Source organism: Aeromicrobium sp. 636 (genome assembly GCF_024433585.1).
GTDB classification, from domain to species: domain Bacteria; phylum Actinomycetota; class Actinomycetes; order Propionibacteriales; family Nocardioidaceae; genus Aeromicrobium; species Aeromicrobium senzhongii.
The window spans coordinates 329,507-356,043 of sequence record NZ_WNJU01000003.1 but is presented as its reverse complement, the minus strand read 5'-3'; the positions used below and the strand labels follow the sequence as shown (position 1 = coordinate 356,043).

Below are 26,537 nucleotides of genomic sequence, written 5' to 3'. Positions count from 1 at the left end.
GTCAGGAGACCAGCTCGTCGATCGAGGCGTGCAGGCCGAAGACCTTGTCCAACCCGGTGATGGCGAAGATGCGCAGCAGTCGTTCGCTGGTGCAGATGATGTCGAGCGAGCCGTTGTCCGCCCGGACGCGCTTGAGCGCGCCGACGAGCACCCCGAGTCCGGTGGAGTCCAGGAAGGCCACGTTCTCGATGTCGATCACGAGCCGGGTGTGTCCGTCGTCGATCGCGCCGACGACGACCTCGCGCAGGCGCGGCGCGGTGTAGACGTCGATCTCCCCCGCGACCTCGACCACGTGGAACGGCGGCGACTCACGTTCGGTGAGCGTCAGATCCATGACCGCATTCAATCATCTGGAACCGATTCTCCCCACATGAACGACGCGCGGCGCCCCCGTCAGGTCCGTGCGGGAGACTTCGAGCATGCAGTTGCACCCGGCTCTCGCGCGTCACAGCGAGCGACTGGTGCACATCCAGCACCACCCCGCGGTCGAACCGGTCGTCGAACCGTGGCCCGAGTGGATCGACCCCGAGGTCCGTGAGCTCTTCGCCGCCGAGGGTGCCGACGTCCTGTGGGGACACCAGGCCGAGGCGCTGGCCGCGCTGCACGACCGACGCCACGTCGTCGTGGCCACCGGCACCGCGTCGGGCAAGTCCCTCGTCTACCAAGCAGCGGCCCTGCAGGCGCTGCGCGACGGTCGCGGCGGCTCGTCGCTGTCCGGTGCGCGCCGTCCCTCGGTGCTCTACCTGGCGCCCACCAAGGCGCTGGCGGCCGACCAGCTGCGCCGCCTGCCGGTCGCGGCGGGCCTGCGCCCGGCCACGGTCGACGGTGACAACAGCCGCGAGCAGCGCGCCTGGGCGCGCGACCACGCCAACTGGGTGCTGGCCAACCCCGACATCCTGCATCGCACGATCCTGCCCACCCACGAGCGGTGGGCGCGTCTGCTGGCCGGGCTGCGCGTCGTGGTCATCGACGAGTGCCACCACTACCGCGGGGTCTTCGGCGCCCATGTCGCCCTGATCCTGCGACGCCTGCGCCGGATCTGCCAGCACTACGGCGCCGACCCGCTGTTCGTGCTCTCCTCGGCCACGGTCGCCGAGCCCGCCGCCTCGGCCGAGCGCCTGCTGGGCGCCCCGGTCACCGCCGTCACCGAGGACGCCTCGCCGCACGCGGCGCGCACCGTCGCGTTCTGGCAGCCGCCTCTGCGGGCCAGTCGCGAGGGGGTCGAGTTCCGCCGCGCCGCGGGCTCGGAGGCCGCCGATCTGCTGACCGACCTGGTGGTGGACGGCACCCGCACCCTCGTGTTCGTCCGCTCCCGGCGCGGCGCCGAGCAGCTCGCGATGACGACACGACGGGCGCTGGCCGAGGTGCACCCCGAGCTGGCCGACCGGGTCGCGACCTACCGGGGCGGGTACCTGCCCGAGGAGCGGCGCGAGCTGGAGTCGCGGCTGCGCTCGGGGGACCTGCTCGGACTGGCCAGTACCAACGCCCTCGAGCTGGGGATCGACGTGGCCGGGCTCGACGCGGTCGTCTCGGTCGGGTTCCCGGGGACCCGCGCCGCCCTGTGGCAACAGTGGGGCCGCGCCGGACGCGCCGGGGTGGACAGCATCGGCGTGATGATCGCGCGCGACGACCCGCTCGACTCCTTCCTGGTGAACCACCCCGAGGCCGTGCTGGGCGCACCGGTCGAGGCGACCGTCTTCGACCCCGAGAACCCCTACGTCCTCGGACCCCACCTCGCGGCCGCCGCCCAGGAGCTGCCCCTGACCGAGGCCGACTTCGACCGCTTCGGCCCGCGCGCCGGCGAAGGCGTGGCGGCGCTCGAGGCCGCCGGGATGCTGCGCCGCCGCGCGTCCGGCTGGTTCTGGACCAGCCGCGAGCGCGCGGCCGACCTGGCCGACATCCGCTCGGCGGGTGGGCACCCCGTCCAGATCGTCGAGGGCAGCACGGGCCGCCTCGTCGGCACGGTCGACGCGGGCTCGGCCGACGCCGAGGTCCATGAGGGAGCGATCTACGTCCACCGCGGCGAGGACCACCTGGTCGAGGCCTACGACCCCGAGCAGGGCACCGCCGTCGTGCGGCGGGCCGAGGTGCACCACACCACGAGCGCCCGGACCGCGACCGCCGTGACCATCGTCGAGCAGCGCCGCGAGGTGCAGTGGGGGCCGGCGACCGTCGCATTCGGTGACGTCGAGGTGGTCAGTCAGGTCGTGGGCTACCAGATCCGCGACCGCAGCACGGGCCGGATCATCGGCGAGGAGCCGCTGGACCTGCCCGAGCGCACCCTGCCCACGGCTGCGGTCTGGTGGACGCTCGACACGGACGTCGCCCTGGGCCTGATGGACCCCGAGGCGCTGCCGGGCGCGGCCCACGCCGCCGAGCACGCCGCCATCGGGATCCTGCCGCTGCTGGCGACGTGCGACCGCTGGGACATCGGCGGCCTCTCGACCGCCCACCACCCCGACACGGGGCGGCTCACCGTCTTCGTCCACGACGGTCACCGCGGCGGTGCCGGCTTCGCCGAACGGGGCTACGAACAGATGGCCGCGTGGCTGCGGATGACGCGCCAGACGATCAGTGACTGCACGTGCCGCGACGGGTGTCCGTCCTGCGTGGTGTCGCCGAAGTGCGGCAACGGCAATCACCCGCTGGACAAGGCCGGAGCGGTCGTTCTGCTGGACGCCGTGCTGGGCTCCTGCGTCGACTGAGCACGCGACCGCAGCGCTCTCCCGCCGCCCGTTCTCCACGGGTCGGCCGCGCTGCTGACGAATTGCCGGGTCATGCGACTCGTGCAACGGTGGGGAGGTTTGCACCGTCCCACCCGTCACATTGTTCAGGAGAGATTGCATGGCCACCGGCCTCGACCGACCGATCGATGACGTCCGCGAACCGGAACTCGAGCCACAGCCGGAGACCCGGCTGGACCGTGCGGTCTTCGGCATCGCCGCGGTCCTGGCGCTCGCGGTCGTCACCTGGGGTCTGGTCGACCAGGCCTCCCTCGGGAGCCGTGCGGCACAGGCCCAGTCCTGGGTGATCGAGTACACCGGCTGGCTCTACGTCCTGTCGACCACCGGCTTCGTCGTGTTCGCCATCTGGGTGGCCGCGAGCCGCTACGGCAAGATCCCGCTGGGCCGCGACGGCGAGCGGCCCGAGTTCCGCACGACGTCGTGGATCGCGATGATGTTCAGCGCGGGGATGGGCATCGGCCTCATGTTCTGGGGCGTGGCCGAGCCGTTGACGTTCTACCTCTCGCCGCCGCCGGGCACCGTCGAGGCCGGCACCGACGGCGCCGCCCAGGTCGCGATGGCCCAGACGCTGTTCCACTGGACGTTGCACCCGTGGGCCGTCTACGCGGTCGTGGGTCTGGCGATCGGCTACGGCACCTTCCGCCTGGGCCGGCCGCAGCTGATCTCCTCGGCCTTCACGAAGCTGCTCGGGCGCAAGCAGACCCGCGGCCCGCTCGGCAAGGCGATCGACATCATGGCGATCTTCGCGACACTGTTCGGCTCCGCCGCCTCGCTGGGCCTGGGCGCTCTGCAGATCGGCGCCGGCATCGAGCACAACGGTTGGGTCGACAGCGTGGGCGAGACCCTGGTCGTCGTGATCATCGTCGTGCTGACGATCCTGTTCATCCTCTCGGCCGTGTCGGGTGTCGCCCGCGGCATCCAGTGGCTGTCCAACATCAACATGGTGCTGGCCCTGGTGCTGGCGGCGTTCGTCTTCATCGCCGGCCCGACGCTGACGATGCTCAACCTGATCCCCACCTCGATCGCCGACTACGTGGCCATGCTGCCCGAGATGGCCGGGCGCACGAACGCCAACGGCGCCGCCCTCGCGGACTGGCTGGGTGCCTGGACGATCTTCTACTGGGCCTGGTGGGTGTCCTGGACGCCGTTCGTCGGCATGTTCATCGCGCGTATCAGCCGTGGTCGCACCATCCGTCAGTTCGTCACCGGCGTCCTGCTCGTGCCCAGCATGGTCAGCCTCGTCTGGTTCGCGATCTTCGGCGGCGCGGGCATCAACGACGCCGAGGCGATCACGGGCGCCGACGGGGTCGTGGACTCCAACTACGCCCTGTTCGACCTGCTGCAGCAGTACCCGCTCGCGTCGGTCATGACGGTGCTCGTCATGGTCCTGGTCGGCATCTTCTTCGTGTCCGGCGCCGATGCCGCCTCGCTGGTCATGGGCACCCTGACGCAGCGCGGCTCGATCCACCCGTCGACCTGGAACGTCATCTTCTGGGGCGCGCTGACCGGCGCCGTGGCAGCGATCATGCTGCTGATCGCCGACCCGGGCGACCCGGTCGCCCTGCAGGGCCTGCAGGCGCTGACGATCGTCGCGTCGCTGCCGTTCCTGCTGGTGATGGTGCTGCTGTGCGTGTCGCTCTACCGCGACCTGCGCGAGGACCCGATCATTCTGCGCGAGGACCTGGCACAGACCCTCGTCGAGGAGGCCGTCATCGTCGGCGTCGACCGCCACGGTGAGGACTTCTCCCTCGTGGTCGAGGAGAGCACGACGGGCTGGCCCGAGGAGGACATCCCCACGAGGTCCGATCGGGACGACTGAGCCCGACCCGGCCCGGTGCCTCACTCGAGGTACCAGGCCGGGGCGGCTCGCGCCCGCTGCTCGGCCGCCCACCGGCCGATCGCCCACCGTGGTCCCGCCGCGCGCACCGTGACCGTGGCGACGTCGGCGTCCATCCGGCACTGTCGCAGCCTGGCCCCGTTGTCCTGCGCCAGCTCGCGAGCCACGGCGCACGGATCGCGTCCCTCGACACTGGCCTGCGAGGCGGCGAGCGCGGCCAGGTCGGCGGCTGCAGCAGCGCGCTGACGCAGCCCGACGGCGAGCGCGACCTGCAGACAGGCGAAGGCCACGAAGCACACCAGGACGGTCAGCCCGAGCGCCTGGACGGTGGCCGAGCCCCGTTCGCGGATCACTCGACCACCGCCACCGACCGGCCCACCAGGTCGAGGTGGACCCCCGGCACGAGCGGCAACCGGGCTCGGAACCGGACCGTGACCCCGGCCCGTCCCCCGGCCAGCCTGATGTCGACCGCGGAGCCCGGCGCACTGTCGCGGGCCACCCGGCGGGCATCGCCCGCGTCCTGCCCCCGTGCCATGACCCGCGCCCCGTCGCGGGCGGCGTCGGAGACGCGCATCTGGGTCAGGCCCAAGGACACGACCCACGTCAGCACGAAGGCCACGAGGACGACGAACGGCAGCACCATCGCCGTCTCGGCGGTGATCATCCCCCGTTCACGACGCGTCACCACGGCCACCTCAGGATCTCGGGCAGGGTGAGCGAGAACGAGCGGGCGAGGTGATCGAGGACGAACTCGCGCAACCAGTTCGCGAGGATGGGCTCGGGGCCGACGAGGACCCCGGCGATCGTCGCCGCACCGAGAGCGGCCACCGCGTACTCGGCGGTGACCTGGCCCCGCTCGGCGCGGCCGTCCGGATCGATTCGATGCATCGCACTACCTCCTGGGTGGGGGTGGGGTCCCACGGCACCCGTGCACCCGGGTGCCGTGGGATCGAGGTCAGAACGGCAGCAGGTCGGGGATCTTGCCGATGACGTCCTGCAGGAGATCGCCGAACCAGTCGGACTGCCCGATCTTCACCAGGACGCCGCCGATGGTGCAGGCGCCGAGCGTGCCCACGGCGTACTCGGACGTGCTCATGCCCCGCTCGTCGGCTCGGGCGGCGACGCGGCGCAGGGCGTTGATCATCTTCATGGGATGTCCTTTCAACGGATGATGTGACACCTGAAGATGGAGATCGGGACGCCTGATCTGCGGCGGCCCGAGCCGGTTGGGGACAACGCCGCCGCGCGGGGACAGGTTGGGGAGAACTCAGAAGCCGACCGAGCCCAGTGCGGCCAGCACCGTCGGTGCCACACCCACCAGCACGAACGCCGGCAGCAGGCACAGCCCCATCGGCAGGGTGGTGCGGACGCCCACCCGACCGACGGTCTCCCGCCGCTCGGCCCAGGCCCGCCGACGCAGGTCCGCGGCGGTGTCGCGCATCAACGGCACGATCGCCGCCCCCGAGGTCTCGGCCCGCGCGAAGGCCCGACCGACCGGCTCCAGGGCGCTGCCGTCCAGCGAACGCCACGCGACGGCGGGATCGGCGGCGAGCCGGACGCGATGAGCGAGCGCCTGCAGCTCATCGCCGAGTGGTGGCGGGGTGTGCACCGCGACCAGCCGGACCGCCTCCTGCGGCGAGCGGCCCGCCGCCAGCACCGCAGCGACGAGGTCCAGCGCGAGCGGCGCCTGACGGACGAGCATGGCCCGGCGCCGCTTCGTCCGCTCGGTCTCCCACCCCGAGACCTGCCGATGCAGGAAGGGCGCCACCGCGACGCCGACGACCAGCCCGACCGGGCCGAGCAGGAGCAACGCCAGCACCGGGATCGAGACGGCGACGACCAGGGGCGGCCCGGGGCGGACGAAGCCCGCGGTGCCTCCGTTCACCCGCCGGGCCCGACGCCCGGCCGGTCCGGGCACGGCGACGAGGAACGCCGCCACGACCAGCAAGGCGGCCGGCAGGGCGCCCGTCACGACCCGGTCTCCACACCGTCGGCGATGAGTTCGATCCACCGCACCCCGGCCAGGGCGAAGCCGACACCGGCGGCCACGCACAGCGCCCCGGGAACGGTGGTGAGCACCACGTGGAGCGGATCGACGCCCAGGCCGGAACCCAGTCCCAGACCGAGCGGGGGCATGGCCACCATCAGTGCCGCCGTGGCCCGTGCCGGCGCCACACCGGACGCGAGCTCACGCTCGAGCTCTCGCTCCTCGCGGAGCGTCTCGCGCACCTGCTCCAGCGTCGGGGACAGCGGCGCTCCGCACGATTCGGCGACCGCCCAGGCCCGACCGATCTCGGCCAGCGGGTGTGCGCCGTCGCGCCGCCCCTCAGCGACGAGCGCTGCCGGAACATCGCCCCCGCCGGCCGCCGCCACGGCGGCCGAGCCGAGCGCGCCCGTGTCGGCGGCCGCTCGCTGGAGCGCCACGACGGGCGGGGCGCCGGTGCGCAGCTCGGCCACGAGTCCGTCGATCACGCCCTGGCACTCCTCACGCACCACGGTGCGGCGCCGGCGGGCCCGGCCGCGGCGCCAGCGTGTGCCCGCGCTCACGGCGACGGCCACCAACGTCCACGCCACGATGGTGGGAGCGGTGGGAAGCAGCACCAGGCTGAGACAGAGCACCCCGGCGACCGCCACCACGCCCTCGCGCCGTCCGGGTCGTGGCCAGCGAGCGCCCGTCACCCGCACCCGCACCCACGACCACGGCGGTCGCCAGACCAGGACCGTGGTGAACACGAGAGCCGCGCACAGTGCTCTCACGGGTCGACGACCCGGCCCCGGCGCACCACGAGCCGGGACCGCACCACCAACCGCCCCCGGTCGTCCGCGTCGACGTCCGCCACGGCCGCGACCTCGCGGTGTCCGTCCGCGTGACGAACGACGTGGACGACCGCGTCCAGTCCGGCTGCGACCTGGGCGTGGACGGCGTCGCGACTCAGGCCGGCGGCGATGCCCAGCGCCTCCATCCGCGCCGGGACGTCATCGGGCGCATTGGCGTGGACCGTGCCGCACCCACCCTCGTGCCCGGTGTTGAGGGCGGCGAGCAGGTCGACCACCTCGGCGCCACGCACCTCACCCACGACGATCCGGTCGGGCCGCATGCGCAGCGCCTGGCGGACGAGGTCCCGCAGGCCCACGGTCCCGGCGCCCTCGATGTTGGGCGGCCGCGCGACCAACCCGACGACATGGGGATGGTCGGGCCGCAGCTCGTCGGAGTCCTCGACCACGACGATCCGCTCCGTCGCGGGGACCAGGCCGAGCAGGGCGGACAGGACGGTGGTCTTCCCCGAGCCGGTGCCGCCGGTGACGAGGAAGCTGCGCCTGGAGGCGATGAGCTCGCGCAGCCACCGGCCCATCTCCGGCGCCACCGAGCCCCGCTCCTCCAACTCGGCCAACGCGAGCGTCCGGCGCGCGGGCACCCGCAGCGAGATGACGGTGCCCGTGCGGGCCACCGGCGACAGGACGGCGTGCAGGCGCGTCCCGTCCGCGAGCCGCCCGTCGACCCAGGGCGACGCGTCGTCGAGCCGGCGCCCGGCGGAAGCCGCGAGCCGTTGCGCCAGCCGGCGCACGGTCGGCTCGTCCGCGAAGGTGACCTCGGGCCGACGGACCAGGCCGTCACCCGCGTCGACGTACACGCCGGAGGAACCGTTCACCAGCACGTCCGTGATCCCCGGCAGTGCCAGCAGCGGCTGCAAGACCCCCGCCCCGAGCACCTCGCTGCGCAGCTGTTCGACGATCGCGAGCACCGTGGTGCTGCCCCACAGCTGGTCCTCGGCCCGGAGCGCCTCAGCCACCGTGTGCGGCGTGGGCTCGGCACCGGAGCCGGCCAACCGGCGCCGCACCCGTTCGACGACCGCTCCGTCGACCGGGCTCATCGCAGCCCGACGGTGTCGAGGATCCGGCGTGCCGCCGAGCGCACGGTCCTGGCGCGCAACGGTCCGAGTCCGTGCTCGAGGTCGGCCGGCAACCGCCGCGAGGTCCCCAGGTCGGCCAGCACGGGCAGCCCCAGCTCACGCCCCACGGCCGCGGAGGCCAGGGCGCCGGGCGCCGTGCGCGTGACGACGGCCAGGGCACCGGACCAGTCGCCGAGCCGCTCGACGAGGGCACGTGCCGCGACGACGCCCCGCACGTGACGGGGCACGACCACGACCGTGAGAACCGAGCGGGAGACCAGCTCGCGGCCGAGTCCGTCCAGGTGCCGCGGGACGTCGGCGACGACCACGTCGAATCCGCGCATCGCCGCCGCGATCACGGGCGTGGCACCCTCCACGGGCCGTCCCGAGCGCGCGAACGAGACGAGCGCGAGTCCGCGATGCACCGGCAGGCTCGACACGAGCTCGGCCGCGCCGACGTGGCCGATGGCGCCGTCGAGGTCGTCCCAACGGGATCCGGTCGCGTGCTCGGCGCCCGCGACCAGGTCGAGGCCGCCGCCCATCGGGTCGCCGTCGACGAGCACCGGCGCGAGATCACGGGTCGCCGCCAGCCCCGCCGTCGCGGCGGCGAGGGTGGAGGCACCGACGCCGCCGACGGCACCGACCACCGTGATCGCGCAGGCCTCGCCCGATCCGTCCAGGGCCCGCACGAGAGCACCGACGATCGCCGCATCCTCGCTTCCGGCCAGGACGTCGCGCGCGCCCAGGTCGAGTGCCTCGCGCCAGGCGAGGCCGGGATCGGCGGCCACGACGAGCACCTCGTCACGGCGCGGCAGGCCGACGGCCAGGAGCGAGTCCACGTCACGCTCGTCGACCAGGACCGCCGGTGCCGAGCGCCAGGACCGGCGGACGCGATCGAGGTCGGTGACGGTCTCCGGCTCGTGCCCGGCTGCGGCGCACCACCGGCGGGCACTCTCGGCGAAGGTCTCGTCCCGCGTGACGACCAGGGGCGGGGCGGAGCGTTCACGATCGTCCATGGCCCCACCCTCGCGACCCCGGGCGACGGGCGGCAGAGGGCAGCGACCGGCTGTGGACGGCCGCGCCGGTGTGACGCACGTTGTGGACCAATGTCGGTGTCCACGAGGCGGGAGCGCCTAGTGTGGGACGCATGTCGACAGCAGCGGGGCGTCCCGCCGCCTTCTTCGACCTCGACAAGACCATCATCGCGAGGTCCAGCACGCTTGCCTTCAGCAAGTCGCTCTTCGCCGAGGGTCTGCTCAGCCGGCGCTCCGTCCTGCGCAGCGCGTACGCCCAGTTGGTGTTCAGCACCGGCGGCGCCGATCACGACATGCTCGAGAAGATGCGCAAGGAGATCAGCAAGATGGTCACGGGCTGGGAGGCCCAGGCCGTCCGCCAGATCGTCCGCGAGGCGCTCTACGAGGTCATCGAGCCGCTGGTCTACGCCGAGGCGCTCGAGCTGATCGAGCAGCACCGCGAGGCCGGCAACGACGTCATCATCGTGTCGGCCTCCGGGTCCGAGATGGTCGAGCCGATCGCGCAGATGCTGGGCGCCACCCACGCCATCGCGACCCGCCTCGAAGAGGTCGACGGTCGCTACTCGGGTCGCATCCTGCAGTACTGCTACGGCCCCAACAAGGTCACCGCGATGCGCGAGCTGGCCGAGCGCGAGGGCTACGACCTCTCCCGCAGCTTCGCCTACTCCGACTCCCAGACCGACATCCCGATGCTCGAGGCGGTCGGGCACCCCTTCGCGGTCAACCCCGACAAGGGCCTGCGTCGCCGCGCCACGGAGGAGGGCTGGCCGATCCTGACCTTCGAGCGGCCCACCGCCCTGCGCTCGCGGCTGATGCCCGAGTCCACGACCGGCAAGGCGATGGCGCTGGGCGGACTCGCCGCCTCGGCGTCGCTGTTGGCGCTGGGCATCACCGCCGCGTTGCGGCGACGGGCTCGCCCCGAGACCTTGTGATCCGGGCCGTCGCGGGGCACAGTGGGACGGGAGAACACCACAGCAGCCCGCACCCCAGTACCCACGCGGCGACCTCCCTTCCTACAGGGCAATCGCAGGTCGGGACATCCGCACCCTGATGCACGCGGCCCCGGGGCGATGATCGAAGTAGCACGCTTGGTAGCAGCGGTTCGGGCTCTCGACGGCGTCGGACCTGTCCGGCGCCGTCGTCCTGCGAGCAGCGTCAGCGCGAGGCCAGCGGGGACGCCTCGGCGCCCCGCGTGAACGCCTCGGCCGCGTACAGCAGCCACTGGTGGACGCCCGTCTCCTCGGCGCCGTAGGCGGCCAGCGCCCCGAAGTAGTCCGGAGCCGCCGCCACGTGCCCGGCCTCGGGCACCGTGACCGACGCGGGGTCGACACCGCGCGCGACCAGGACGAGCCGCTCGGCCGCGCGGGCCACGACGCCGTTGTGCGAGACGAAAGCGCCGGCGGCGGCGATCTCGGCGTGCGTCAGGGCCGCCACGACCAGTCCGGGCGCCTCGGTCTTGCGGCTCAGGAGGCTGGCCAACAACGTCAGTCGCGCGGTTCCCTCGGGATTGACCGGGCGTCCCAGATCGCTGTCGGGGACCGAGCCGGCCGCGGCCAGCGCGTGCAGCCGGGCCATCGCCTGGACGGGCGAGCGCTGCCAGATCGGCAGCAGGCCCAACAACTCGGTCGAGAGGCGGACGGCGGCGCGGGCGGTGGCGTCACCGCCGCCGGCGGCCAGCTCGTCGAGGTCGCACTCGCTGCCCTCGAGGGTCGCGGTGGCCCAGGCGCCGATCAGCAGCGATCGCGCCGTGTCGTCGGGCGTGCTGCGGCGCAGTCCGCGGTCCCGCAAGATCGCGTCCATCCCGTCTCGGGCGGCGCGGAACGCCGACGGGACGCCCTCGAGGGAGGCGGCGGCGATGAAGGGATCGGACACGAAAGCAGCGTACCCAGCGCGCGTCCGGGCCCAAGCCGTGCCCGACGGTAGCCTCGGAACGTGGACGTCATCCCTGCACAGCGCGCCGCCAAGTGGATGGTGGGCGACCGGTTGTCCACCGTGCTGCACCTGGGAGACGGCGGTCTGGCGTACGAATTGGCCGAGCAGGGCCACGACGTCACGGTGCTCGGTGACGAGGTCGAGCAGGTGCGCAACCCGGACCTGTCGTACATCCGCTCCGGCGGCGACCGGCTGCCGCTGCGCTCCTCGACCTTCGACGTGGTCATCACCCCGTTCTTCGAGGAGTCGCCCGCTGCGCTGGCCGAGTACGCGCGGGTGCTGGTGCCCGGCGGCCTGCTGTCGAGCATGAGCCGCCGCTACGACGACTCCATCCCGTGGATGCGCCGATTGCGGACCATCACGGGCGATCGCGACGCCCCCGAGCCCGCGGTCGACACCTTCTCGGCGTCCGGCCTGTTCGGCACGCCCGAGGTCGAGGTGTTCAACGCGTGGGAGGAGCTCGACCTGCCCCACCTGATCCGCTTCGCCGAGCAGACCCGCCGCCCCTCGGTGCCCGAGTCGGCCCTCGGTGCCGTCCACGACCTGTGGCGCGAGTACTCCACCGGCACCGCCAAGCTGCGCCTGCGGCACGAGACCCGCTGCATCCGGGCGGTCGTCGACAAGTCGGCGCTGGCCTCGGAGCCGGACCCGCCGGCCGCGATCCTGCTCTCGCTGGACTGACGTGGACCCTGTCGACGTCGCGATCGCCCTGGCCGTCGCGGCCGTGCTCGCCGGGCTGGCGCTGCTGGCCCGGTGGATCCTGCTGAGCCGACGTCGCAGTCTCGGATCGCCCGAGGACCGAGCGACCTACGAGACGCTGCACACCGCGTCGCTCGCCGCGCCCGCGCTGCGCGCCGGCCTCGATGCCGAGAGTGCCGCCCGGGCCCTGCCCCACCTGCGTCAGCTGATCGGCGCCCGCACGGTCGGCCTCACCGACACCCACGGTCCGCTGGGCTGGGCCGGCGAGGACGAGACCGAGCAGACCGCCGAGCTGGTGGCGGTCGCGCTGGAGCACGGCCGGACGCAGGCGTCGAACCGGGTCATCGTCGCCCCGGTGTCGGTCGAGGGCAGGGTCGTGGGCAGCATCGTCGTGGTCGACGCCAGCGCCTCGGCCGGCATGGCACGCACCGCGACCGAGGTGGCCGGCTGGGTGTCGAGCCAGCTCGAGCTGGCCGAGCTGTCGGCCTCGCGCACCGCCCTCATGGAGGCCGAGCTGCGCGCGCTGCGCGCCCAGATCTCCCCGCACTTCATCTACAACTCGCTCGGCGCGATCGCCTCGTTCGTCCGCACCGATCCCGAGCGGGCCCGCGAGCTGCTCCTGGAGTTCGCCGACTTCACCCGGTACTCCTTCCGTCAGCACGGCGACTACACGACCCTGGCCGAGGAGCTCCGCTCGATCGAGCGCTACCTCGTGCTCGAGAAGGCGCGCTTCGGCGACCGGCTGCGCGTGACGACCCGCATCGCCCCGGAGGTCCTGAGCCTCACGGTGCCGTTCCTGACGATCCAGCCGCTGGTCGAGAACGCGGTGCGCCACGGACTCGAGCGCAAGCCGGGCCCCGGCACCTTGACGGTCATCGCTGAGGACGCGGGCGCGGAGTGCGTCATCTCGATCGAGGACGACGGCGTCGGCTCCGACCCCGAGACGGTGCGGGCGGCGCTCGGCGGCCGCACCAGCTCGCCGTCGGTGGGCCTGGCGAACGTCGACGAGCGGCTGCGCACCGTCTACGGCAACGACCACGGCCTCGTCGTGGAGACGGCGCCGGGCCTGGGCACGAAGGTCACGTTGCGGATCCCGAAGTTCACCCCCACCACGGTCGACTGATCATCCGTAGACTTGCGCGGTGAGGTTTCTCAACGATCTGCAGCCCAGCCACGACCTGACGTACAACGACGTCTTCATGGTCCCCGGACGTTCCGAGGTGGCGTCGCGCTTCGACGTCGACCTGTCGACCGCCGACGGGACCGGCGCCACCCTGCCGCTGGTGGTCTCCAACATGACGGCCGTCGCCGGGCGACGCATGGCCGAGACCGTCGCCCGCCGCGGCGGCATCGCGATCCTGCCGCAGGACATCCCGCTGGACATCGTCGCCGAGACGGTCAGCCGGGTGAAGGCCGCGCACCTCGTCTACGACACCCCCGTCGTGCTCACCCCGACCATGACGGTCGGCGAGGCGCTGAGCCTCGTCCCCAAGCGCGCCCACGGCGGCGCGGTCGTCGTCGAGTCGCTCGAGGGCCCCGAGATGAAGGTCATCGGCGTCTTCACCCCGCAGCAGGCCGCCGAGATCGACCGGTTCGCCCAGGTCCGCGAGGTCATGCTGACCGATCCGTTCGTGCTCGAGGCCGGTGGCGACCCTCGCGAGATGTTCAACGAGCTGTCCGGGCAGCACGTGCCCTTCGCCCCCGTCGTCGACGGCGGTGCGCTGGCCGGCGTGCTGACCCGCAAGGGCGCGCTGCGCTCGACGATCTACACCCCCGCGACCGATCCCCAGGGCCGGCTCGTCGTCGGTGCCGCGATCGGCATCAACGGCGACGTGCGCCGCAAGGCCGAGGAGCTCGTCGCAGTCGGCGTGGACGTCCTCGTCGTCGACACGGCGCACGGCCACCAGGCGAAGATGTTCGACGCCCTGCCGATCGTCCGCGAGGTCCGCGACGCGCACGAGGCCGCCACGGGGCGCCGCGTGCCGATCGCGGCCGGCAACGTCGTCTCGGCGTCGGGCGTGCGCGACCTCGTCGCGGCCGGTGCCGACATCGTCAAGGTCGGCGTGGGTCCCGGCGCGATGTGCACCACCCGCATGATGACCGGCGTCGGTCGGCCCCAGTTCTCGGCCGTGCTCGAGTGCGCCGACGCCGCCCGCGAGCTCGGGGCCCACGTGTGGGCCGACGGCGGCGTGCGCTGGCCGCGCGACGTGGCGCTCGCCCTGGCCGCCGGTGCCGGATCGGTGATGATCGGCTCGTGGTTCGCGGGCACGCACGAGAGCCCCGGCGACCTCATGCACGGTGCCGACGGACGTGCCTACAAGGAGTCGTTCGGCATGGCGTCCTCGCGCGCCGTGGCCAACCGCACCCGCGACGCCGCCGGCTTCGAGCGGGCGCGCATGGCCCTGTTCGAGGAGGGCATCTCGACCTCGCGGATGTTCCTCGATCCGGAGCGTCCGGGCGTCGAGGACCTGATCGACCAGATCACCGCCGGTGTGCGCTCGTCGTTCACCTACGCGGGCGCGCGCTCGCTGGCGGAGTTCGCCGAGCGCGCCGTCGTGGGCCTGCAGTCCAGCGCGGGCTACGACGAGGGTCGCCCCCTGCACGCCTCCTGGTGACGGCGGCGGCGGCCATGATGGGATGAGGCCGTGCAGATCCGGGAGATGACCGAGTCCGACTGGCCGCAGGTGTGGCCGTTCTTCCAGGAGATCGTCCGGGCGGGCGAGACCTACGCCTATCCGCTGGACCTCACCTCCGAGCAGGCACGTGAGCTGTGGACGAAGCCGGCGCCGGGACGCACCGTGGTCCTCGAGGACGACGGCATCGTCCTGGGCAGCGCCGCGATGGGCCCCAACCGGCCCGGTCGCGGCAGCCACGTGGGCACCGCCTCGTTCATGGTGTCGCCGCAGGCGCGCGGCCGCGGGGTCGGGCGCCGCCTGGGCGAGCACGTGGTCCAGTGGCACCGCGACTCCGGCTACCGGGCGATCCAGTTCAACGCCGTGGTCGAGACCAACACGGCCGCCGTCGCACTGTGGAAGTCGCTGGGCTTCGAGATCATCGGCACCGTGCCGGAGGCGTTCGACTCGCGCGCGCACGGCCTCGTCGGCCTGCACGTGATGCACCTGCCGCTGGAGCCGTTCAGCGCAGGATGAGCGCGAGGCCTCGGGCGAAGGAGGCGTCGAGGTCGGGATCCTCGGCCACGATGCCGACCTGGGCGGCCTGGCGGTGCATCTGCGTGGCCTGGGTGTGGCCGAAGACGTAGAGCAGCAGCGTGCGCGCCACGTCGGGCGAGGTGATCGCGGCCAGCTCGTTCTCGATCCGCGAGTCGCCCAGCCGGAACGCGGACGCCGTCGCGACGACGTCGGCCCCGTCGCGCACGGCCATCATCGCCTCACGCAGGGCGAGCGCGGCCTTCTGGGCATCCGCGCCCACCTCGACGTCGGCGACGATGCGGTCGGCCATGAGCGCGAGCAGCGTCTGCTTGTCCGGGACGTGATGGTAGAGCGCGCTGGGCTGGACGCCGAGCTCGCCGGCGACCCGGCGCATCGAGCAGAACTCGAGCCCGTACTGGTCGAGCACGCGCAACGCCCCGGAGACGACGTCATCGAGGGAGTTGGCCACGGGACCACTGTATCGGCTAGCCTGAACGCCGTTCAGGTGAACACCGTTCAGTCCGCCACGCAGGGAGCCCTCATGACCGGCACCACCACCCGCCCGGGTCGCAGCCACGTCGCCACCGACGTCGCACTCGTCGCCACCTTCGCGGCCTTCATCGCCGTGTGCGCGCAGTTCACGCTGCCCTTCTCGGTCAACGGGCTCGTCGAGTTCAGCCTCCAGCCCCTCGCCGTCCTGCTGTGCGGAGCGGTGCTCGGCGCGCGTCGCGGCTTTCTGGCCGTCGTGCTCTACCTGGCCCTCGGCGCCGCGGGCCTGCCGGTCTTCGCCCAGGGCGGCAGCGGTGCGGGTCAGTTCGTCGGGGCGACCGGCGGCTACCTGCTGACCTTCCCGCTCGTGGCCCTGGCGACCGGGCTGGCGGCCCAGTGGTTCCGCGGTCCGCGGCGCCCGCTGGCCATCGTCGTCGGCGGTGCGATCGGCCTCGTCCTGAACTGGCTCGCCGGCGCCCTGAGCTTCAGCCTGGTCCTCGACCTGCCGTACAGCACGGCCGCCAAGTCGCTCGCCGTCTTCCTGCCCGCCGACTTCGTCAAGCTCGCGATCGTCGCCGTCGTCGCGACGGCCGTGCACCGCGCCTTCCCGCAACTGCTGGGACGCCGCTGACGATGATCCGGTTCGACGACGTCACCGTCCGGGTCCAGGGCCCCGAGGACGACATCACCCTGCTCGACCGCGTCTCGGCCGAGATCGGCGAGCGACGGGTGGCCGTGATCGGCGGCAACGGTGGCGGCAAGTCGACCCTCGTCCGGCTGATCAACGGCTTGGTCGAGGCCAGCTCCGGGAGCGTGACCGTCGACGGGCTGGACGTCGCTAAGGACGCCTCGGCCGTGCGCCGCCGGGTCGGCTTCGTCTTCACCAACCCGACCTCGCAGCTGGTCATGCCCACGGTGGCCGAGGACGTCGCCCTGTCGTTGCGGCGCACCATCAAGGACCGCCGCCGGCGCACCGCGCGTGCGCTCGAGATCCTCGAGGACTTCGGCCTGGCACATCGCGCCGACACGAGCGTCCACGCGCTGTCGGGCGGTCAGCAACAGCTGCTCGCCCTGGCCGGGGTGTTGGCCTGCGAGCCGTCGGTCGTCGTGGCCGACGAGCCCACCACCCTGCTCGACCTGCGCAACTCGCGCCTCGTCGCCGACCGGCTCTTCGCGCTCGAGCAGCAACTCGTCCTGGTCACGCACGACCTCGAGCTGGCCGCGCGCTGCGATCGGGCCCTCGTCGTCGAGTCCGGCCGGATCGCCTTCGATGGACCGGCTCCGGAGGCCGTCGAGCACTACCGCGCCAGCGTGCCGGCATGAGGCGCTCGCTGGGCCTGGGCCTGTACGTGCCGGGCGACACCGTCCTGCACCGCCTGTCGCCCGGCCCCAAGCTGCTCGGCCTGCTCGTCCTGAGCATCGGCGTCGTCGCCGCCCGAGGTCCGTGGCTGCCGGTCTGCGTCTTCGTCGTCGCGATCGCGACCGCCCTGTGGGTCGGGATGTCACCGCGGACCCTCGCCGCCGCGCTGCGTCCGGTCGCGATCGTCATGGTGGTCGCCGTCGGCTTCCAGTGGTGGATGAACGGCTGGCAGCTGGCCCTGGAGGTGTTCGCCACCGTGCTCGCGCTCGTCGTCGCCGCGGCGATCCTCACGGCGACGACGCCGACCGACGAGATGCTCGACTCGATCGCGCGCTGGCTCGGGCCGTTCCGGCGCTTCGGCGTGAACCCCGAGGTGGTCGCGCTGGCGTTCTCGCTGGTGATGACCTCGATCCCCACCCTGTTCACGATCTTCGGCGAGACCCGCGACGCCGCCAACGCCCGCGGCCTCGGCCGGAGCCCGAAGGCGACGCTGACGCCGGCGGCGATCCGCGTCGTCGCGCACGCGTACGCCACCGGCGATGCGCTCCATGCGCGCGGAATCCTCGATGACCCGGACGAGGGTGACTAGGCTCACTGCCATGGCTCGCCCCCTGCGGACACTGGTCGTCGACGACGAGCAGCCGGTGCTGGACGAGCTCGTGTGGCTGCTCGGCCGCGACGACCGCATCGGCACGATCGCCACCGCACGATCGGGCACCGAGGCGCTGCGCCGCCTGGACTCCGGCGACATCGACCTGTTGTTCCTGGACATCGCGATGCCCGGCCTCACGGGCATCGACATCGCCCGCCTGCTGGGGCGGTTCTCCTCGCCGCCGAAGATCATCTTCGTCACCGCCCACGACGCCCACGCCGTCGAGGCGTTCGACCTCAACGCGGTCGACTACCTCCTCAAGCCGATCCGCGAGGAGCGCCTGCGCGAGAGCGTCCGACGGGCGGTCGCCGACACCGATGCGGGCGCGGCGGACTCCGACGACACGATCGCGGTCGAGCTGGCGGGCGTGACCCGCTTCGTGTCCCGCTCGAAGGTCACCCACGCCGAGGCGCAGGGCGACTACGTCCGGTTGCACACCCTCGACGGGTCGAGCCACCTCATCCGCACCCCGCTGGGATCCCTCGCCGAGGACTGGTCCGAGGCCGGCTTCCTGCGCATCCACCGCAGCATGGTCGTGAACCGCGCTCACATCGTCGAGGTCCGGATGAGCTCGGGCCGGGCCAGCGTCGTCGTCTCGGCGCCCGGCGGCACGACGACCGAGCTGCAGGTGGCCCGCCGGCACACCCGCGCCCTGCGCGAGCTGATCGGCGAGCACACGCCGTGACGGACACCGCCCCTCCCCCGCCGGAGCACACCGGGCGGGTCCGCGTCACCAACCCGCTGTCGACCGCCTCGCCCCACGTCCGCAGCACCGTCGGGCAGGAGATCGACGAGGCGACGGGCATCGGCGAGGTCTACATGCAGTCCCTCATCCGCTCGCAGTTGCGGGCCGCGGCCACGGTGACCATCACCCTGCTGTTGACCGTCGTCAGCCTGCCGCTGGTCTTCCTGTGGGTGCCGGGCCTGCGTGACGCGAGCATCCTCGGCGTCCCGCTGCCGTGGCTCGTGCTCGGTGGCTGCGTCCACGCCGGCGTCATCGTCCTGGGCTGGCTCTACGTCCGCCACGTCGAGCGGGCCGAGCGCCTGTTCACGCAGCTCGTCGAGCCGAACGACACGAGCCCATGAGCCCGGCCTGGGGCATCGCCGCCGTCGCACTGGTCTCGATCGCCACCTTGGCGATCGGCAGCTTCGGACTGCGCATCAGCCGCACGAGCAGCGACTTCTACGTCGCCTCGCGCTCGGTCTCCCCCTCGCTGAACGGCTCCGCGATCAGCGGGGAGTACCTGTCGGCCGCGTCCTACCTCGGCATCGCCGGACTCGTGCTGACCCACGGCGCCGACATGCTCTGGTACCCGATCGGCTGGACCGTCGGCTACCTGTTGCTGCTGGTCTTCGTCGCCGCGCCACTGCGCCGCTCGGGCGCCTACACGATCCCCGACTTCGCCCAGGTCAGACTGCAGTCGCTGGCCGTGCGGCGCGTGTCGACGGCACTCGTGGTGGCGGTGGGCTGGCTCTACCTGATCCCGCAGTTCCAGGGCGCCGGGCTGACGCTGCAGACGGTCCTGGACGCTCCCCGCTGGTTCGGCACGGTCCTCGTGGCCGTCATCGTGACCGTGAGCGTGGCCCTGGGCGGCATGCGCGCCATCACCTTCGTCCAGGCGTTCCAGTACTGGCTGAAGCTGACCGCCCTGCTCGTGCCGGTGATGTTCCTGCTGCTGGCGTGGTCGCGCGACGGCCGGCCCGGGACCCAGGCGCCCGTCGACTGGTGGGTCCCGCTGGGCGACGGCGGCCCCGAGGCGATCTACTCCACCTACGCCGTCATCGTCGCGACGTTCCTGGGCACGATGGGACTGCCGCACGTCGTCGTGCGCTTCTACACCAACCCCGACGGCCACGCGGCGCGCCGGACGACCCTGGTCGTCCTGGTGCTGGTCTCGGCGTTCTACCTGCTGCCGACGATCTACGGCGTGCTGGGTCGGGTCTACGCCTCGGACCTCGTGGCCTCGGGACGCGCCGACGCGGTCGTCCTCGAACTGCCCAGTCGCCTCGTCGCGGGGACGGCCGGCGAGTTCCTGACCGCACTGGTGACCGCGGGCGCCTTCGCCGCGTTCCTGTCGACCTCGTCGGGAGTGACGATGGCGCTGGCGGGCGTGGTGGGTCAGGGACTGAGCAGCCACGGCCCGTGGCGGGGACGGCTCTCCTCGATCGCCGGGCTGCGGGTGGCGGCCGCGTTGTGCGTGACCGTGCCCCTCGCCCTGGCGTTCGTCACCGAGCCGATCCCGGTGGCCAGCTCGGTCATCTTCGCCTTCGCTCTGGCGGCGTCGACCTTCTGCCCGCTCCTCGTGCTGGGCATCTGGTGGCGCGGGCTGACCTCGGCCGGCGCGATCGCCGGGCTCCTGGGAGGCGGCGTCTGTGCGGGCGTCGCCCCGTTCGTGTCCCTCGCCCTCGACACCGAGGGATGGTGGAACACGCTGATGAGTCAGCCGGCGCTGTGGTCGGTACCGGTGGGGTTCGGCCTGATGGTGGGCGTCTCACTGGCGACGCGGGGCACCGTCCCCGCCACGGTCGGACGCACGATGGTGCGCCTGCACACGCCCGAGCGGGTGCAGGTCGACCGGCGATTCTGAGTCAGACGCTGCGCGACGTGTCGAGACGGTCGAACGCGTCGAGCACCTGCTCCATCGTGGGCTTCTGGGCCACCGTGGCGACGGAGGACTCGACGAGCCCCTCGCGCTCCTGGCGCAGGTGGCGCTTGACGGTGGAGGTGGAGCACCCCAGCCGCTCGGCCAACTCGCGGCAGGTCTCGTCGGGGTGGGCCCGGCGGGCGCCCATGACCTCGTTGTGGTCGACGGGCCCGCCACCGACGCGAGCGGTGCCGTACGCGCCGGAGTCGACCCGGACCTCGATGCCCAGCTCTCGGCGCATCGCCCGGCGGTCGGCCTCACTGGTGCAGGCGAGGAACCCGGAGACGTCGACCTCGACCACGGCCCGGTAGAGGCAGTCGTCGAGCACCGAGCAGCCGGCACAGCGGCGATGCGCCGCGGCCTTCTTGCCCTGGTAGTCGCGCCACTGCTCGGCGGTGACGTCGCGACGGGACGGCGGGGACAACAGGATCTCGTCCTGGTACATCGCCGGCGCCATGGCGCACGGCGGGAGGGTCGGCCTCATTGCCCATCTCCTGGAGTTGCGGGTGCTTCCAGTCTAGAGGTACATTCCGCCGGCATCACCCGGGGTGACGGGTGTCTCGCCCTCGCCACCTTCGCCACCCTCGCCCCGGTTCGCGCCGCCCGGAAGCGCCAGCCGCATGTTGTGCAACTGGCTCTGGGCCTGGACCTGCTGGGCGTACAGCGCCGCCTGGATCCCGTGGAAGAGCCCCTCCAACCAACCGACGAGCTGGGCCTGGCCGACGCGCAGCTCGGCGTCGCTCGGCGACTCGGCGTCGAACGGCAGGCTGAGGCGCTCGAGCTCCTCGACGAGCTCGGGAGCGAGGCCGTCCTTGAGCTCGTCGATGGACTGGTGGTGGATCTCGCGCAGGCGGGCTCGGCTGGCGTCGTCGAGGGGCGCAGCCTTCACCTCTTCGAGCAACTGGCGGATCATGCCGCCGATGCGCATGACCTTGGCGGGCTGCTCGACGAGGTCGGTGAGCGCCGTGCGGGACTTGTCCTGCGGGGCGGGCACCGGCTGGCCGTGCGGGTCGATGATCCGGTCGTCGGTCATGGCCTCAGCCTAGGCATGCCGCTGCAGGAGCGCCGCTCGACCTCAGACACCGACGTCCAGCACGACCTTGCCGATGTGCGAGGACTCCTCGAGGATGCGGTGGGCGTCGGCCACGCGCGCCAGCGGCACGGTCTCGTGGACGATCGGACCCAGGCGGCCCTGCTCGATCAGCGGCCAGACGTGCTCGACGAGGTCGGCCATGATCTCGGCCTTCTCCTGGGCCGGGCGGAACCGCAGGGACGTCGCGGCGATGGTGCCCTGCTTCGCCAGCAGTGCCCCCAGGTTCAGCTCGCCCTTGCGTCCGCCCTGCATGCCGATGACGACGATCCGGCCACCGCGCGCCAGGGAGGCCACGTTCTGGGCGAGGTACCTGCCGCCGATGATGTCCAGCACGACATCGACGCCCCCGAGGTCCTGGCACGCCTCCACGAAGTCGTCCTCGCGGTAGTTCACGACCACGTCGGCGCCGAGCTCGCGGACGGTCCGGGCCTTGTCCTCGCTGCCGACCGTCGTGACGACCGTGGCCCCGAAGGCCTTGGCCAGCTGGATCGCGGTGGTGCCGATGCCACTGGCACCGCCGTGGACGAGCAGCTTCTCGCCCTCGCTCAGGCTGGCCAGCATGAAGACGTTGGACCACACGGTCGCGTACGTCTCGGGGATGGCCGCGGCCTCGATCAGCGTCGTCCCGGTGGGAACGCGCACGACCTGACCCGCCGGAGCGACGACCCGCTCGGCGTAGCCCCCGCCGCTCAGCAGGACGCAGACCTCGTCGCCGGGCGCGTGGTCGGTGACGCCCTCGCCCACGGACTCGACGATGCCGGAGCACTCCAGCCCGAGGACGTCCGTGATGCCCGGGGGCGGCGGGTAGTGACCCTGTCGCTGCAGCAGGTCCGCGCGGTTGACGCCCGCCGCGGCGACCGTGACGGCCACCTCGCCCGGCCCGGGTGCGGGGTCGGGCAAATCGGCGACGACGAGGCTCTCGGGGCCTCCGGGCTCTTCGACGATGACGGCTCGCATGCCCACCACGGTAGTGACCGGCACACTGGTGCGTATGCAGTTGACGCTCGTGCAGATGGCCGCGACCCTCGACTCGGCGGCGAACCGTGCCCGGATCGAGGAGGAGCTCCGGCCCCTCGAGGGCCAGGATCTGGTGGTCCTGCCCGAGGCGGTGATGCACGACTTCGGGCCCTCCGACCACGACCTGGCGGCCGTCGCCGAGCCGTTGGACGGACCGTTCGTCGACCTGCTGAGCCGTGAGGCCCGCCGGTTGGGCGCGACGATCGTGGCCGGCATGTTCGAGCGCACCGACGACCTGCCGTTCAACACCCTCGTCGCGATGGGGCCCGACGGCGACCTGGCCGCCACCTATCGCAAGATCCACCTCTACGACTCCTTCGGCTACCGCGAGTCCGAGCGCCTGCGCGCCGGCGACGTCGACCCCGTCGTCCTGCCGGTCGGCGACCTGACCGTGGGCCTGATGACCTGTTACGACCTGCGCTTCCCCGAGATGGGGCGTGCCCTGGTCGACGCGGGCGCCGAGGCGTTCGTGGTCCCGGCCGCGTGGGTCGCCGGCGAGCACAAGGTCGACCACTGGCGCACGCTGCTGCGGGCCCGGGCGATCGAGAACACCGTCTGGGTGGCCGCCGCCGGACAGGGCGGATCGCGCTACAGCGGTCATTCCTTGGTGGCCGATCCGTGGGGAACTATCGTGGAGGAAGCCGCCGGGGGGAACGAGCTGGTCACCGCAGACATCGCGGTGGACGCCGTGCGGCGGTCCCGCGAGGTCAACCCCTCGCTCGCCAACCGGAGGATGCAGACCCTGTGACCACCGTCCAGCCCGGCCGACGTCGCCTCGACACGTCGGTCCCCACGCCGTACGAGGTGGCGACCCGCGAGCCACGCGTCACGTCCGCGCGATGGTCCCGCCTCCTGATGCTCGGGACCTTCGTCCTGTGGGTGCTCAGCACCCTCGGCGCGACCACCGCGATCGTGGACGTGGGTGCGCCGCAGTGGCTCTGGCGCCCCAGCGCGGCGGCGCTGCTGGTCGCCTTCTCGGTGATTCTGACCCACCGTGTCGGCGGCTACATGCGCATCTGGGTGAGCCTGACCCTGCTGTTGTCCGTGGCCGCCCTGGTCTCCGACCTGAACTTCCTGCTGGCGGCCGCAGCGGGCGCCACCGCCGTCCTCTCGTCCGTCTCTGCCGTCGTCTTCACGCGGCCGGCGGACTCCGTCCTCGAGGTCCTGCGCGAGTACCTCGTCATGCTCTCGTTGGCCCTCAGCGGCGCGGTCGGCGTGGCGGCCTGGAACGCCACGGTCGTCGTGCGGCCGTTCGGCCTCATCGTCATGGCCATCGCCGTGACCCTGGCGATCGCGATCGTCTGGCGGCTGGGCTCGGGCCTGCACGGCCTGGGCCGGAACCACCTCAAGCTGCTGATCGTGATCGCCGTCGTGGCTGTCGGCCTGTTCTACTACGGCAGCTTCGTGCGCACCGCCGGATCGCCGGGACTGAAGAACCTCCTGGACGACGCGATCGTGTGGCTGCGCCAGACCATCGGCGGTGTCCCTCGGCCGTACGAGTTCCTCATCGGCTTCCCCGCGCTCGTCGTGGGCACGTCGATGCGCTCGCGCTATCGCGAGGGCTGGTGGGTCTGCGTCTTCGCCGTCGTCGGCACGGTGATCGTGGCCAACTCGCTGATCGACCCGCGTGCCTACCCCTCGTACTTCGCCCTCTCCACGCTCTACAGCGCCATCTTGGGGCTCGCCCTGGGGCTCCTCGTCCGTGCGGTCTTCCTGCGGCCGCGGACGTCCCGTGCCGCCCGCGCGGTCCAGCAGTCCCGCCGTTCCGAGCCGGAGCGTTTCTCGCCCCTGCGCTGAGCCCCACGGCCCGCTCCCGACGCCGCGACCAGAGGAATGCCAGAATCGGTGCAGGTGTCGTCGCTCCGGTGGCGGCCCTGGAGGGGTGCCGGAGTGGCCGATCGGAACCGCCTTGAAAGCGGTCGCTGGCAGTGATGTCAGCCGCGGGTTCGAATCCCGCCCCCTCTGCGTGACTCGTTACCGACTCGACCGGGCGCACCTCATGGTGCTCGCCGGTGTGTGCTTCATCGTGGCCGCCGTGAGCGTCCTCGTCGCCTTCCTGACCGCAGGAGGCGGCGGCCTCGCCAACGGCGTGGCGATCGTGGCGGGGGGCATCGCCCTCGTCGCGCTGCTCGTGGCTGCCGTCGCCAACCTGCGACCGCCCGTGGTCCTCACGCTCGACCCCGCCGGGTACCGCGCTCGGGGGCGCCACGGCGAGGGAACGTGGAAGGGCGTCGAGTCCGTCGAGGTCAGCGACGGCCTGCTGCGCTTCACCGACGGCGCGGGCGCCGTCACGGCATTCCCGCTCAGCCTGGTCGACCGCAGCCGCCGGGCCGAGCTGATCCGCGAGGTCTACGACCGGCTCAACACCGCCCACGGCTACCGGCGCTTCGACCCGACCGACGCCGGCTGACCCGCACCCGACGCACAGCGGCTCAAGGAGCGGGCCTGTCTTCCTCCTCGACGTCGTCGGCACGCGCGAACCACTGGCCGCCGGGGTCGGCCAGCTCCGGGAGGATGTCCCACCACGAGACGTCGTGGGTCAGTCTCGGGCCGTCTCGGTCGATGATGATCGGATCGCCGGCTGGAGGGGTGGTACCGGTGAACTCCTGGATCTCCAGGTCGAAGTAGGACAGGCCGTCCGCGATGGCCTTCCGGCCGGGATGAGCAGTCGTGGGGAAGAACTCGTCATTGAGGTAGGCGACAGCGCCCTCGATCTCGACGTCGAAGGCCCGTCCGCCGCCCCAGGAGGACTTCGCGATGACCAGCCGGGACCCGTCCTCGGAGTACTCGGGTACGCCACCGAGCACGGACAGCAGGTCCGCCACGGTGAATCCCGGTCCGGGTGAACCCTGGGCGTCCTGGGTCATCGACTTCCTCCGTACCGGTGCCGCTCGGCGACGACCAGTACATCAGCCCACGGCGCAACCACCACGGCTTTCGCCGAACTCGGCGGCCGGGAACGAGAGAACCCCCGCCGGGCTCTCGCTCGACGGGGGCTCCCACGTGACTGATTGGCGGAGATGGAGGGATTTGAACCCTCGAGAGGTTTAAACCTCAACCCGCTTAGCAGGCGGGCGCACTAGGCCACTATGCGACATCTCCAGACAACCGGATCAGGATACCCACCCGCACCCCCGACCGCCGAATCAGGGCAGTCGTTTGACGATCGAGGCACCGCGCTCGTAGAAGTCCTCGGGCAGATCCGCCAGCGGTGTCGCCTCGTGCGGATGCGCGCGCATCCCGTCCAGCAGCAGGGTGCGCATCCGGCGGGCGAGCCACGCACGGTTCTCCGGGGCGGCCGTCTGGACCGCGCTCAGCATCAACGGAGCGGCACTCAGGTCGGCCACGGTCAGGTCCGGGCGCGCCATGCCCTCCTCGACGGCCCGCTCGGCCACGGTCCGCAGGGTGCCGACCCACCGGTTCGTCGGGCGGTAGTCCGGATCGCTGATCGCCAGGCGTCGCATCACCTCGGCCACGATGCGCCGGTCGATCATCACCTGGGTGGACTCGTCGACGATCAGCTCGAGCGCCTCCCACCCCGACTCGATCTGCAGCGCCCGCTCGGCGATGTCGTCGAAGAGCGCGATGTGGCGGTCGTACAGGGCGCGCCACAGATGTTCCTGCGAGGCGAAGTTGCGATAGAGCGTCCCCGTGCCGACCTTCGCGGCGGCTGCCAGCGCGTGCATCGGTGCGTCGAGGCCGTTCTCGGCGAAGTAGACCTCGGCGGTGTCGATGATGCGTTCACGGTTCGCCACAGCGTCACGACGCATGGGAACACGGGGCTTTTCGGACATCACCACCAATTTACGCGATGCTGAGCAAAAGGGGTCCTCGCACCCGATTTCGCGCCCGGGAAGGGTCCAAGGTAGACTCGTCGAGGCCCGCAAGGGTACGCGCCCGTAGCTCAACGGATAGAGCATCTGACTACGGATCAGAAGGTTAGGGGTTCGAATCCCTTCGGGCGCACCACATCAGGAACGCCCCTCAGTGATCTCA

Annotated in this window: 32 protein-coding genes and 3 tRNA genes; 18 read left to right on the top strand and 17 right to left on the bottom strand. The window is 72.2% G+C overall.

What is annotated here, in order from left to right:
• Position 1: 1 nt before the first annotated feature.
• Positions 2-334 carry an STAS domain-containing protein gene (locus GL325_RS12570; RefSeq protein ID WP_154596053.1) on the bottom strand — a complete coding sequence of 111 codons (333 nt, stop codon included), beginning with the start codon at positions 332-334 and terminating at the stop codon, positions 2-4.
• Positions 335-419: 85 nt separating this feature from the next.
• Here GL325_RS12570 and GL325_RS12565 point away from each other — a divergent pair, with 85 nt between their 5' ends.
• Positions 420-2,705, top strand: a complete 2,286-nt coding sequence (locus tag GL325_RS12565) for a DEAD/DEAH box helicase (protein ID WP_187769768.1) — start codon at positions 420-422, stop codon at positions 2,703-2,705.
• 139 nt (positions 2,706-2,844) lie between these two features.
• Positions 2,845-4,563 carry a BCCT family transporter gene (locus GL325_RS12560; protein WP_187769767.1) on the top strand — a complete coding sequence of 573 codons (1,719 nt, stop codon included), beginning with the start codon at positions 2,845-2,847 and terminating at the stop codon, positions 4,561-4,563.
• Positions 4,564-4,583: 20 nt separating this feature from the next.
• Here GL325_RS12560 and GL325_RS12555 read toward each other — a convergent pair whose 3' ends face one another.
• The 8 genes from GL325_RS12555 to ssd form a co-directional block, all read right to left on the bottom strand.
• Positions 4,584-4,934, bottom strand: coding sequence for an Rv3654c family TadE-like protein (locus GL325_RS12555; RefSeq protein WP_154596056.1), 351 nt, complete (start codon positions 4,932-4,934; stop codon positions 4,584-4,586).
• Positions 4,931-5,266, bottom strand: coding sequence for a TadE family protein (locus GL325_RS12550; protein ID WP_154596057.1), 336 nt, complete (start codon positions 5,264-5,266; stop codon positions 4,931-4,933). Before GL325_RS12550 ends, GL325_RS12555 begins: the two co-directional genes overlap by 4 nt.
• Positions 5,263-5,469, bottom strand: a complete 207-nt coding sequence (locus GL325_RS12545; RefSeq protein WP_187769766.1) for a DUF4244 domain-containing protein — start codon at positions 5,467-5,469, stop codon at positions 5,263-5,265. The genes GL325_RS12550 and GL325_RS12545 overlap by 4 nt, the downstream gene beginning before the upstream one ends.
• Before the next feature lie 67 nt (positions 5,470-5,536).
• Entirely contained in the window at positions 5,537-5,731 is a 195-nt protein-coding gene (locus GL325_RS12540; RefSeq protein ID WP_222865812.1) for a DUF4244 domain-containing protein, read from the bottom strand.
• Positions 5,732-5,848: 117 nt separating this feature from the next.
• Positions 5,849-6,553, bottom strand: a complete 705-nt coding sequence (locus tag GL325_RS16020) for a type II secretion system F family protein (RefSeq protein ID WP_187769765.1) — start codon at positions 6,551-6,553, stop codon at positions 5,849-5,851.
• Positions 6,550-7,338, bottom strand: a complete 789-nt coding sequence (locus GL325_RS12530) for a type II secretion system F family protein (protein WP_187769764.1) — start codon at positions 7,336-7,338, stop codon at positions 6,550-6,552. Before GL325_RS12530 ends, GL325_RS16020 begins: the two co-directional genes overlap by 4 nt.
• The gene (locus GL325_RS12525; RefSeq protein WP_187769763.1) at positions 7,335-8,453 is read right to left on the bottom strand and encodes a TadA family conjugal transfer-associated ATPase; all 1,119 of its coding nucleotides are present in this window, start codon (positions 8,451-8,453) and stop codon (positions 7,335-7,337) included. The genes GL325_RS12530 and GL325_RS12525 overlap by 4 nt, the downstream gene beginning before the upstream one ends.
• On the bottom strand, positions 8,450-9,487 hold the full coding sequence (gene ssd / locus GL325_RS12520; protein ID WP_154596062.1) for a septum site-determining protein Ssd: 1,038 nt from the start codon (positions 9,485-9,487) through the stop codon (positions 8,450-8,452). Before ssd ends, GL325_RS12525 begins: the two co-directional genes overlap by 4 nt.
• Positions 9,488-9,618: 131 nt before the next feature.
• On the opposite strand from ssd, the gene GL325_RS12515 reads away from it, so the two are divergent.
• Positions 9,619-10,437 carry an HAD family phosphatase gene (locus tag GL325_RS12515; RefSeq protein WP_154596063.1) on the top strand — a complete coding sequence of 273 codons (819 nt, stop codon included), beginning with the start codon at positions 9,619-9,621 and terminating at the stop codon, positions 10,435-10,437.
• Between the two features lie 223 nt (positions 10,438-10,660).
• On the opposite strand, the gene GL325_RS12510 is transcribed toward GL325_RS12515, so the two are convergent.
• Positions 10,661-11,377: an oxidoreductase gene (locus GL325_RS12510; protein ID WP_187411669.1), complete on the bottom strand. Its 717-nt coding sequence runs from the start codon at positions 11,375-11,377 to the stop codon at positions 10,661-10,663.
• A 60-nt stretch (positions 11,378-11,437) separates the two neighbouring features.
• Here GL325_RS12510 and GL325_RS12505 point away from each other — a divergent pair, with 60 nt between their 5' ends.
• The 4 genes from GL325_RS12505 to GL325_RS12490 are packed head-to-tail and all read left to right on the top strand — an operon-like array spanning position 11,438 to position 15,285.
• Positions 11,438-12,118, top strand: coding sequence for a class I SAM-dependent methyltransferase (locus GL325_RS12505; RefSeq protein WP_187769762.1), 681 nt, complete (start codon positions 11,438-11,440; stop codon positions 12,116-12,118).
• A gap of 1 nt (position 12,119) precedes the next feature.
• Positions 12,120-13,259: a sensor histidine kinase gene (locus GL325_RS12500; protein ID WP_255467117.1), complete on the top strand. Its 1,140-nt coding sequence runs from the start codon at positions 12,120-12,122 to the stop codon at positions 13,257-13,259.
• Positions 13,260-13,278: 19 nt separating this feature from the next.
• Entirely contained in the window at positions 13,279-14,751 is a 1,473-nt protein-coding gene (locus GL325_RS12495) for a GuaB1 family IMP dehydrogenase-related protein (protein ID WP_187411668.1), read from the top strand.
• 30 nt (positions 14,752-14,781) lie between these two features.
• Positions 14,782-15,285, top strand: coding sequence for a GNAT family N-acetyltransferase (locus tag GL325_RS12490; protein WP_187769761.1), 504 nt, complete (start codon positions 14,782-14,784; stop codon positions 15,283-15,285).
• On the opposite strand, the gene GL325_RS12485 is transcribed toward GL325_RS12490, so the two are convergent.
• Positions 15,272-15,754 carry a TetR family transcriptional regulator gene (locus GL325_RS12485; RefSeq protein WP_187769760.1) on the bottom strand — a complete coding sequence of 161 codons (483 nt, stop codon included), beginning with the start codon at positions 15,752-15,754 and terminating at the stop codon, positions 15,272-15,274. The two genes, GL325_RS12490 and GL325_RS12485, sit on opposite strands and share 14 nt — an antisense overlap.
• Positions 15,755-15,826: 72 nt before the next feature.
• On the opposite strand from GL325_RS12485, the gene GL325_RS12480 reads away from it, so the two are divergent.
• Genes GL325_RS12480 through GL325_RS12455 form a run of 6 tightly spaced genes read left to right on the top strand, consistent with a single transcriptional unit; the run spans position 15,827 to position 20,374 of the window.
• Positions 15,827-16,405 carry a biotin transporter BioY gene (locus tag GL325_RS12480; protein WP_187769759.1) on the top strand — a complete coding sequence of 193 codons (579 nt, stop codon included), beginning with the start codon at positions 15,827-15,829 and terminating at the stop codon, positions 16,403-16,405.
• 2 nt (positions 16,406-16,407) lie between these two features.
• Complete coding sequence (locus GL325_RS12475) at positions 16,408-17,097, top strand: energy-coupling factor ABC transporter ATP-binding protein (protein ID WP_187769758.1); 690 nt, start codon at positions 16,408-16,410, stop codon at positions 17,095-17,097.
• The gene (locus GL325_RS12470) at positions 17,094-17,723 is read left to right on the top strand and encodes an energy-coupling factor transporter transmembrane protein EcfT (RefSeq protein WP_187769757.1); all 630 of its coding nucleotides are present in this window, start codon (positions 17,094-17,096) and stop codon (positions 17,721-17,723) included. Before GL325_RS12475 ends, GL325_RS12470 begins: the two co-directional genes overlap by 4 nt.
• A 10-nt stretch (positions 17,724-17,733) precedes the next feature.
• Positions 17,734-18,471, top strand: coding sequence for a LytTR family DNA-binding domain-containing protein (locus GL325_RS12465; RefSeq protein WP_187769756.1), 738 nt, complete (start codon positions 17,734-17,736; stop codon positions 18,469-18,471).
• A complete protein-coding gene (locus GL325_RS12460; protein ID WP_187411665.1) occupies positions 18,468-18,872 on the top strand; it encodes a hypothetical protein in 405 nt (134 codons plus the stop codon). The genes GL325_RS12465 and GL325_RS12460 overlap by 4 nt, the downstream gene beginning before the upstream one ends.
• Complete coding sequence (locus GL325_RS12455) at positions 18,869-20,374, top strand: cation acetate symporter (protein ID WP_154596069.1); 1,506 nt, start codon at positions 18,869-18,871, stop codon at positions 20,372-20,374. Before GL325_RS12460 ends, GL325_RS12455 begins: the two co-directional genes overlap by 4 nt.
• Position 20,375: 1 nt before the next feature.
• Here GL325_RS12455 and GL325_RS12450 read toward each other — a convergent pair whose 3' ends face one another.
• From GL325_RS12450 to GL325_RS12440, 3 genes are read right to left on the bottom strand one after another with little or no spacing between them, the layout of a single operon-like run.
• Complete coding sequence (locus tag GL325_RS12450; protein ID WP_154596070.1) at positions 20,376-20,915, bottom strand: winged helix-turn-helix domain-containing protein; 540 nt, start codon at positions 20,913-20,915, stop codon at positions 20,376-20,378.
• A 33-nt stretch (positions 20,916-20,948) separates the two neighbouring features.
• A complete protein-coding gene (locus tag GL325_RS12445) occupies positions 20,949-21,464 on the bottom strand; it encodes a bacterial proteasome activator family protein (RefSeq protein WP_154596071.1) in 516 nt (171 codons plus the stop codon).
• 42 nt (positions 21,465-21,506) lie between these two features.
• Entirely contained in the window at positions 21,507-22,481 is a 975-nt protein-coding gene (locus tag GL325_RS12440) for an NAD(P)H-quinone oxidoreductase (RefSeq protein WP_154596072.1), read from the bottom strand.
• A gap of 34 nt (positions 22,482-22,515) precedes the next feature.
• Between GL325_RS12440 and GL325_RS12435 the strand changes: the two genes are divergently transcribed.
• From GL325_RS12435 to GL325_RS12420, 4 genes are all read left to right on the top strand, one after another.
• Positions 22,516-23,289 carry a carbon-nitrogen hydrolase family protein gene (locus GL325_RS12435; protein ID WP_154596073.1) on the top strand — a complete coding sequence of 258 codons (774 nt, stop codon included), beginning with the start codon at positions 22,516-22,518 and terminating at the stop codon, positions 23,287-23,289.
• Positions 23,286-24,338 carry a hypothetical protein gene (locus GL325_RS12430; protein WP_187769755.1) on the top strand — a complete coding sequence of 351 codons (1,053 nt, stop codon included), beginning with the start codon at positions 23,286-23,288 and terminating at the stop codon, positions 24,336-24,338. Before GL325_RS12435 ends, GL325_RS12430 begins: the two co-directional genes overlap by 4 nt.
• A gap of 79 nt (positions 24,339-24,417) precedes the next feature.
• Positions 24,418-24,506 (top strand) — tRNA-Ser (locus tag GL325_RS12425).
• A 1-nt stretch (position 24,507) separates the two neighbouring features.
• Positions 24,508-24,951, top strand: coding sequence for a hypothetical protein (locus GL325_RS12420; protein ID WP_187769754.1), 444 nt, complete (start codon positions 24,508-24,510; stop codon positions 24,949-24,951).
• 22 nt (positions 24,952-24,973) lie between these two features.
• Here the strand turns inward: GL325_RS12420 and GL325_RS12415 are convergent, their stop codons facing one another.
• The 3 genes from GL325_RS12415 to GL325_RS12405 form a co-directional block, all read right to left on the bottom strand.
• On the bottom strand, positions 24,974-25,408 hold the full coding sequence (locus tag GL325_RS12415; protein WP_187769753.1) for a hypothetical protein: 435 nt from the start codon (positions 25,406-25,408) through the stop codon (positions 24,974-24,976).
• A 145-nt stretch (positions 25,409-25,553) separates the two neighbouring features.
• Positions 25,554-25,643 (bottom strand) — tRNA-Ser (locus GL325_RS12410).
• 44 nt (positions 25,644-25,687) lie between these two features.
• Positions 25,688-26,311: a TetR/AcrR family transcriptional regulator gene (locus tag GL325_RS12405; RefSeq protein WP_187411664.1), complete on the bottom strand. Its 624-nt coding sequence runs from the start codon at positions 26,309-26,311 to the stop codon at positions 25,688-25,690.
• 123 nt (positions 26,312-26,434) lie between these two features.
• Between GL325_RS12405 and GL325_RS12400 the strand changes: the two genes are divergently transcribed.
• Positions 26,435-26,510, top strand: a tRNA-Arg gene (locus GL325_RS12400).
• Positions 26,511-26,537 lie beyond the last annotated feature (27 nt).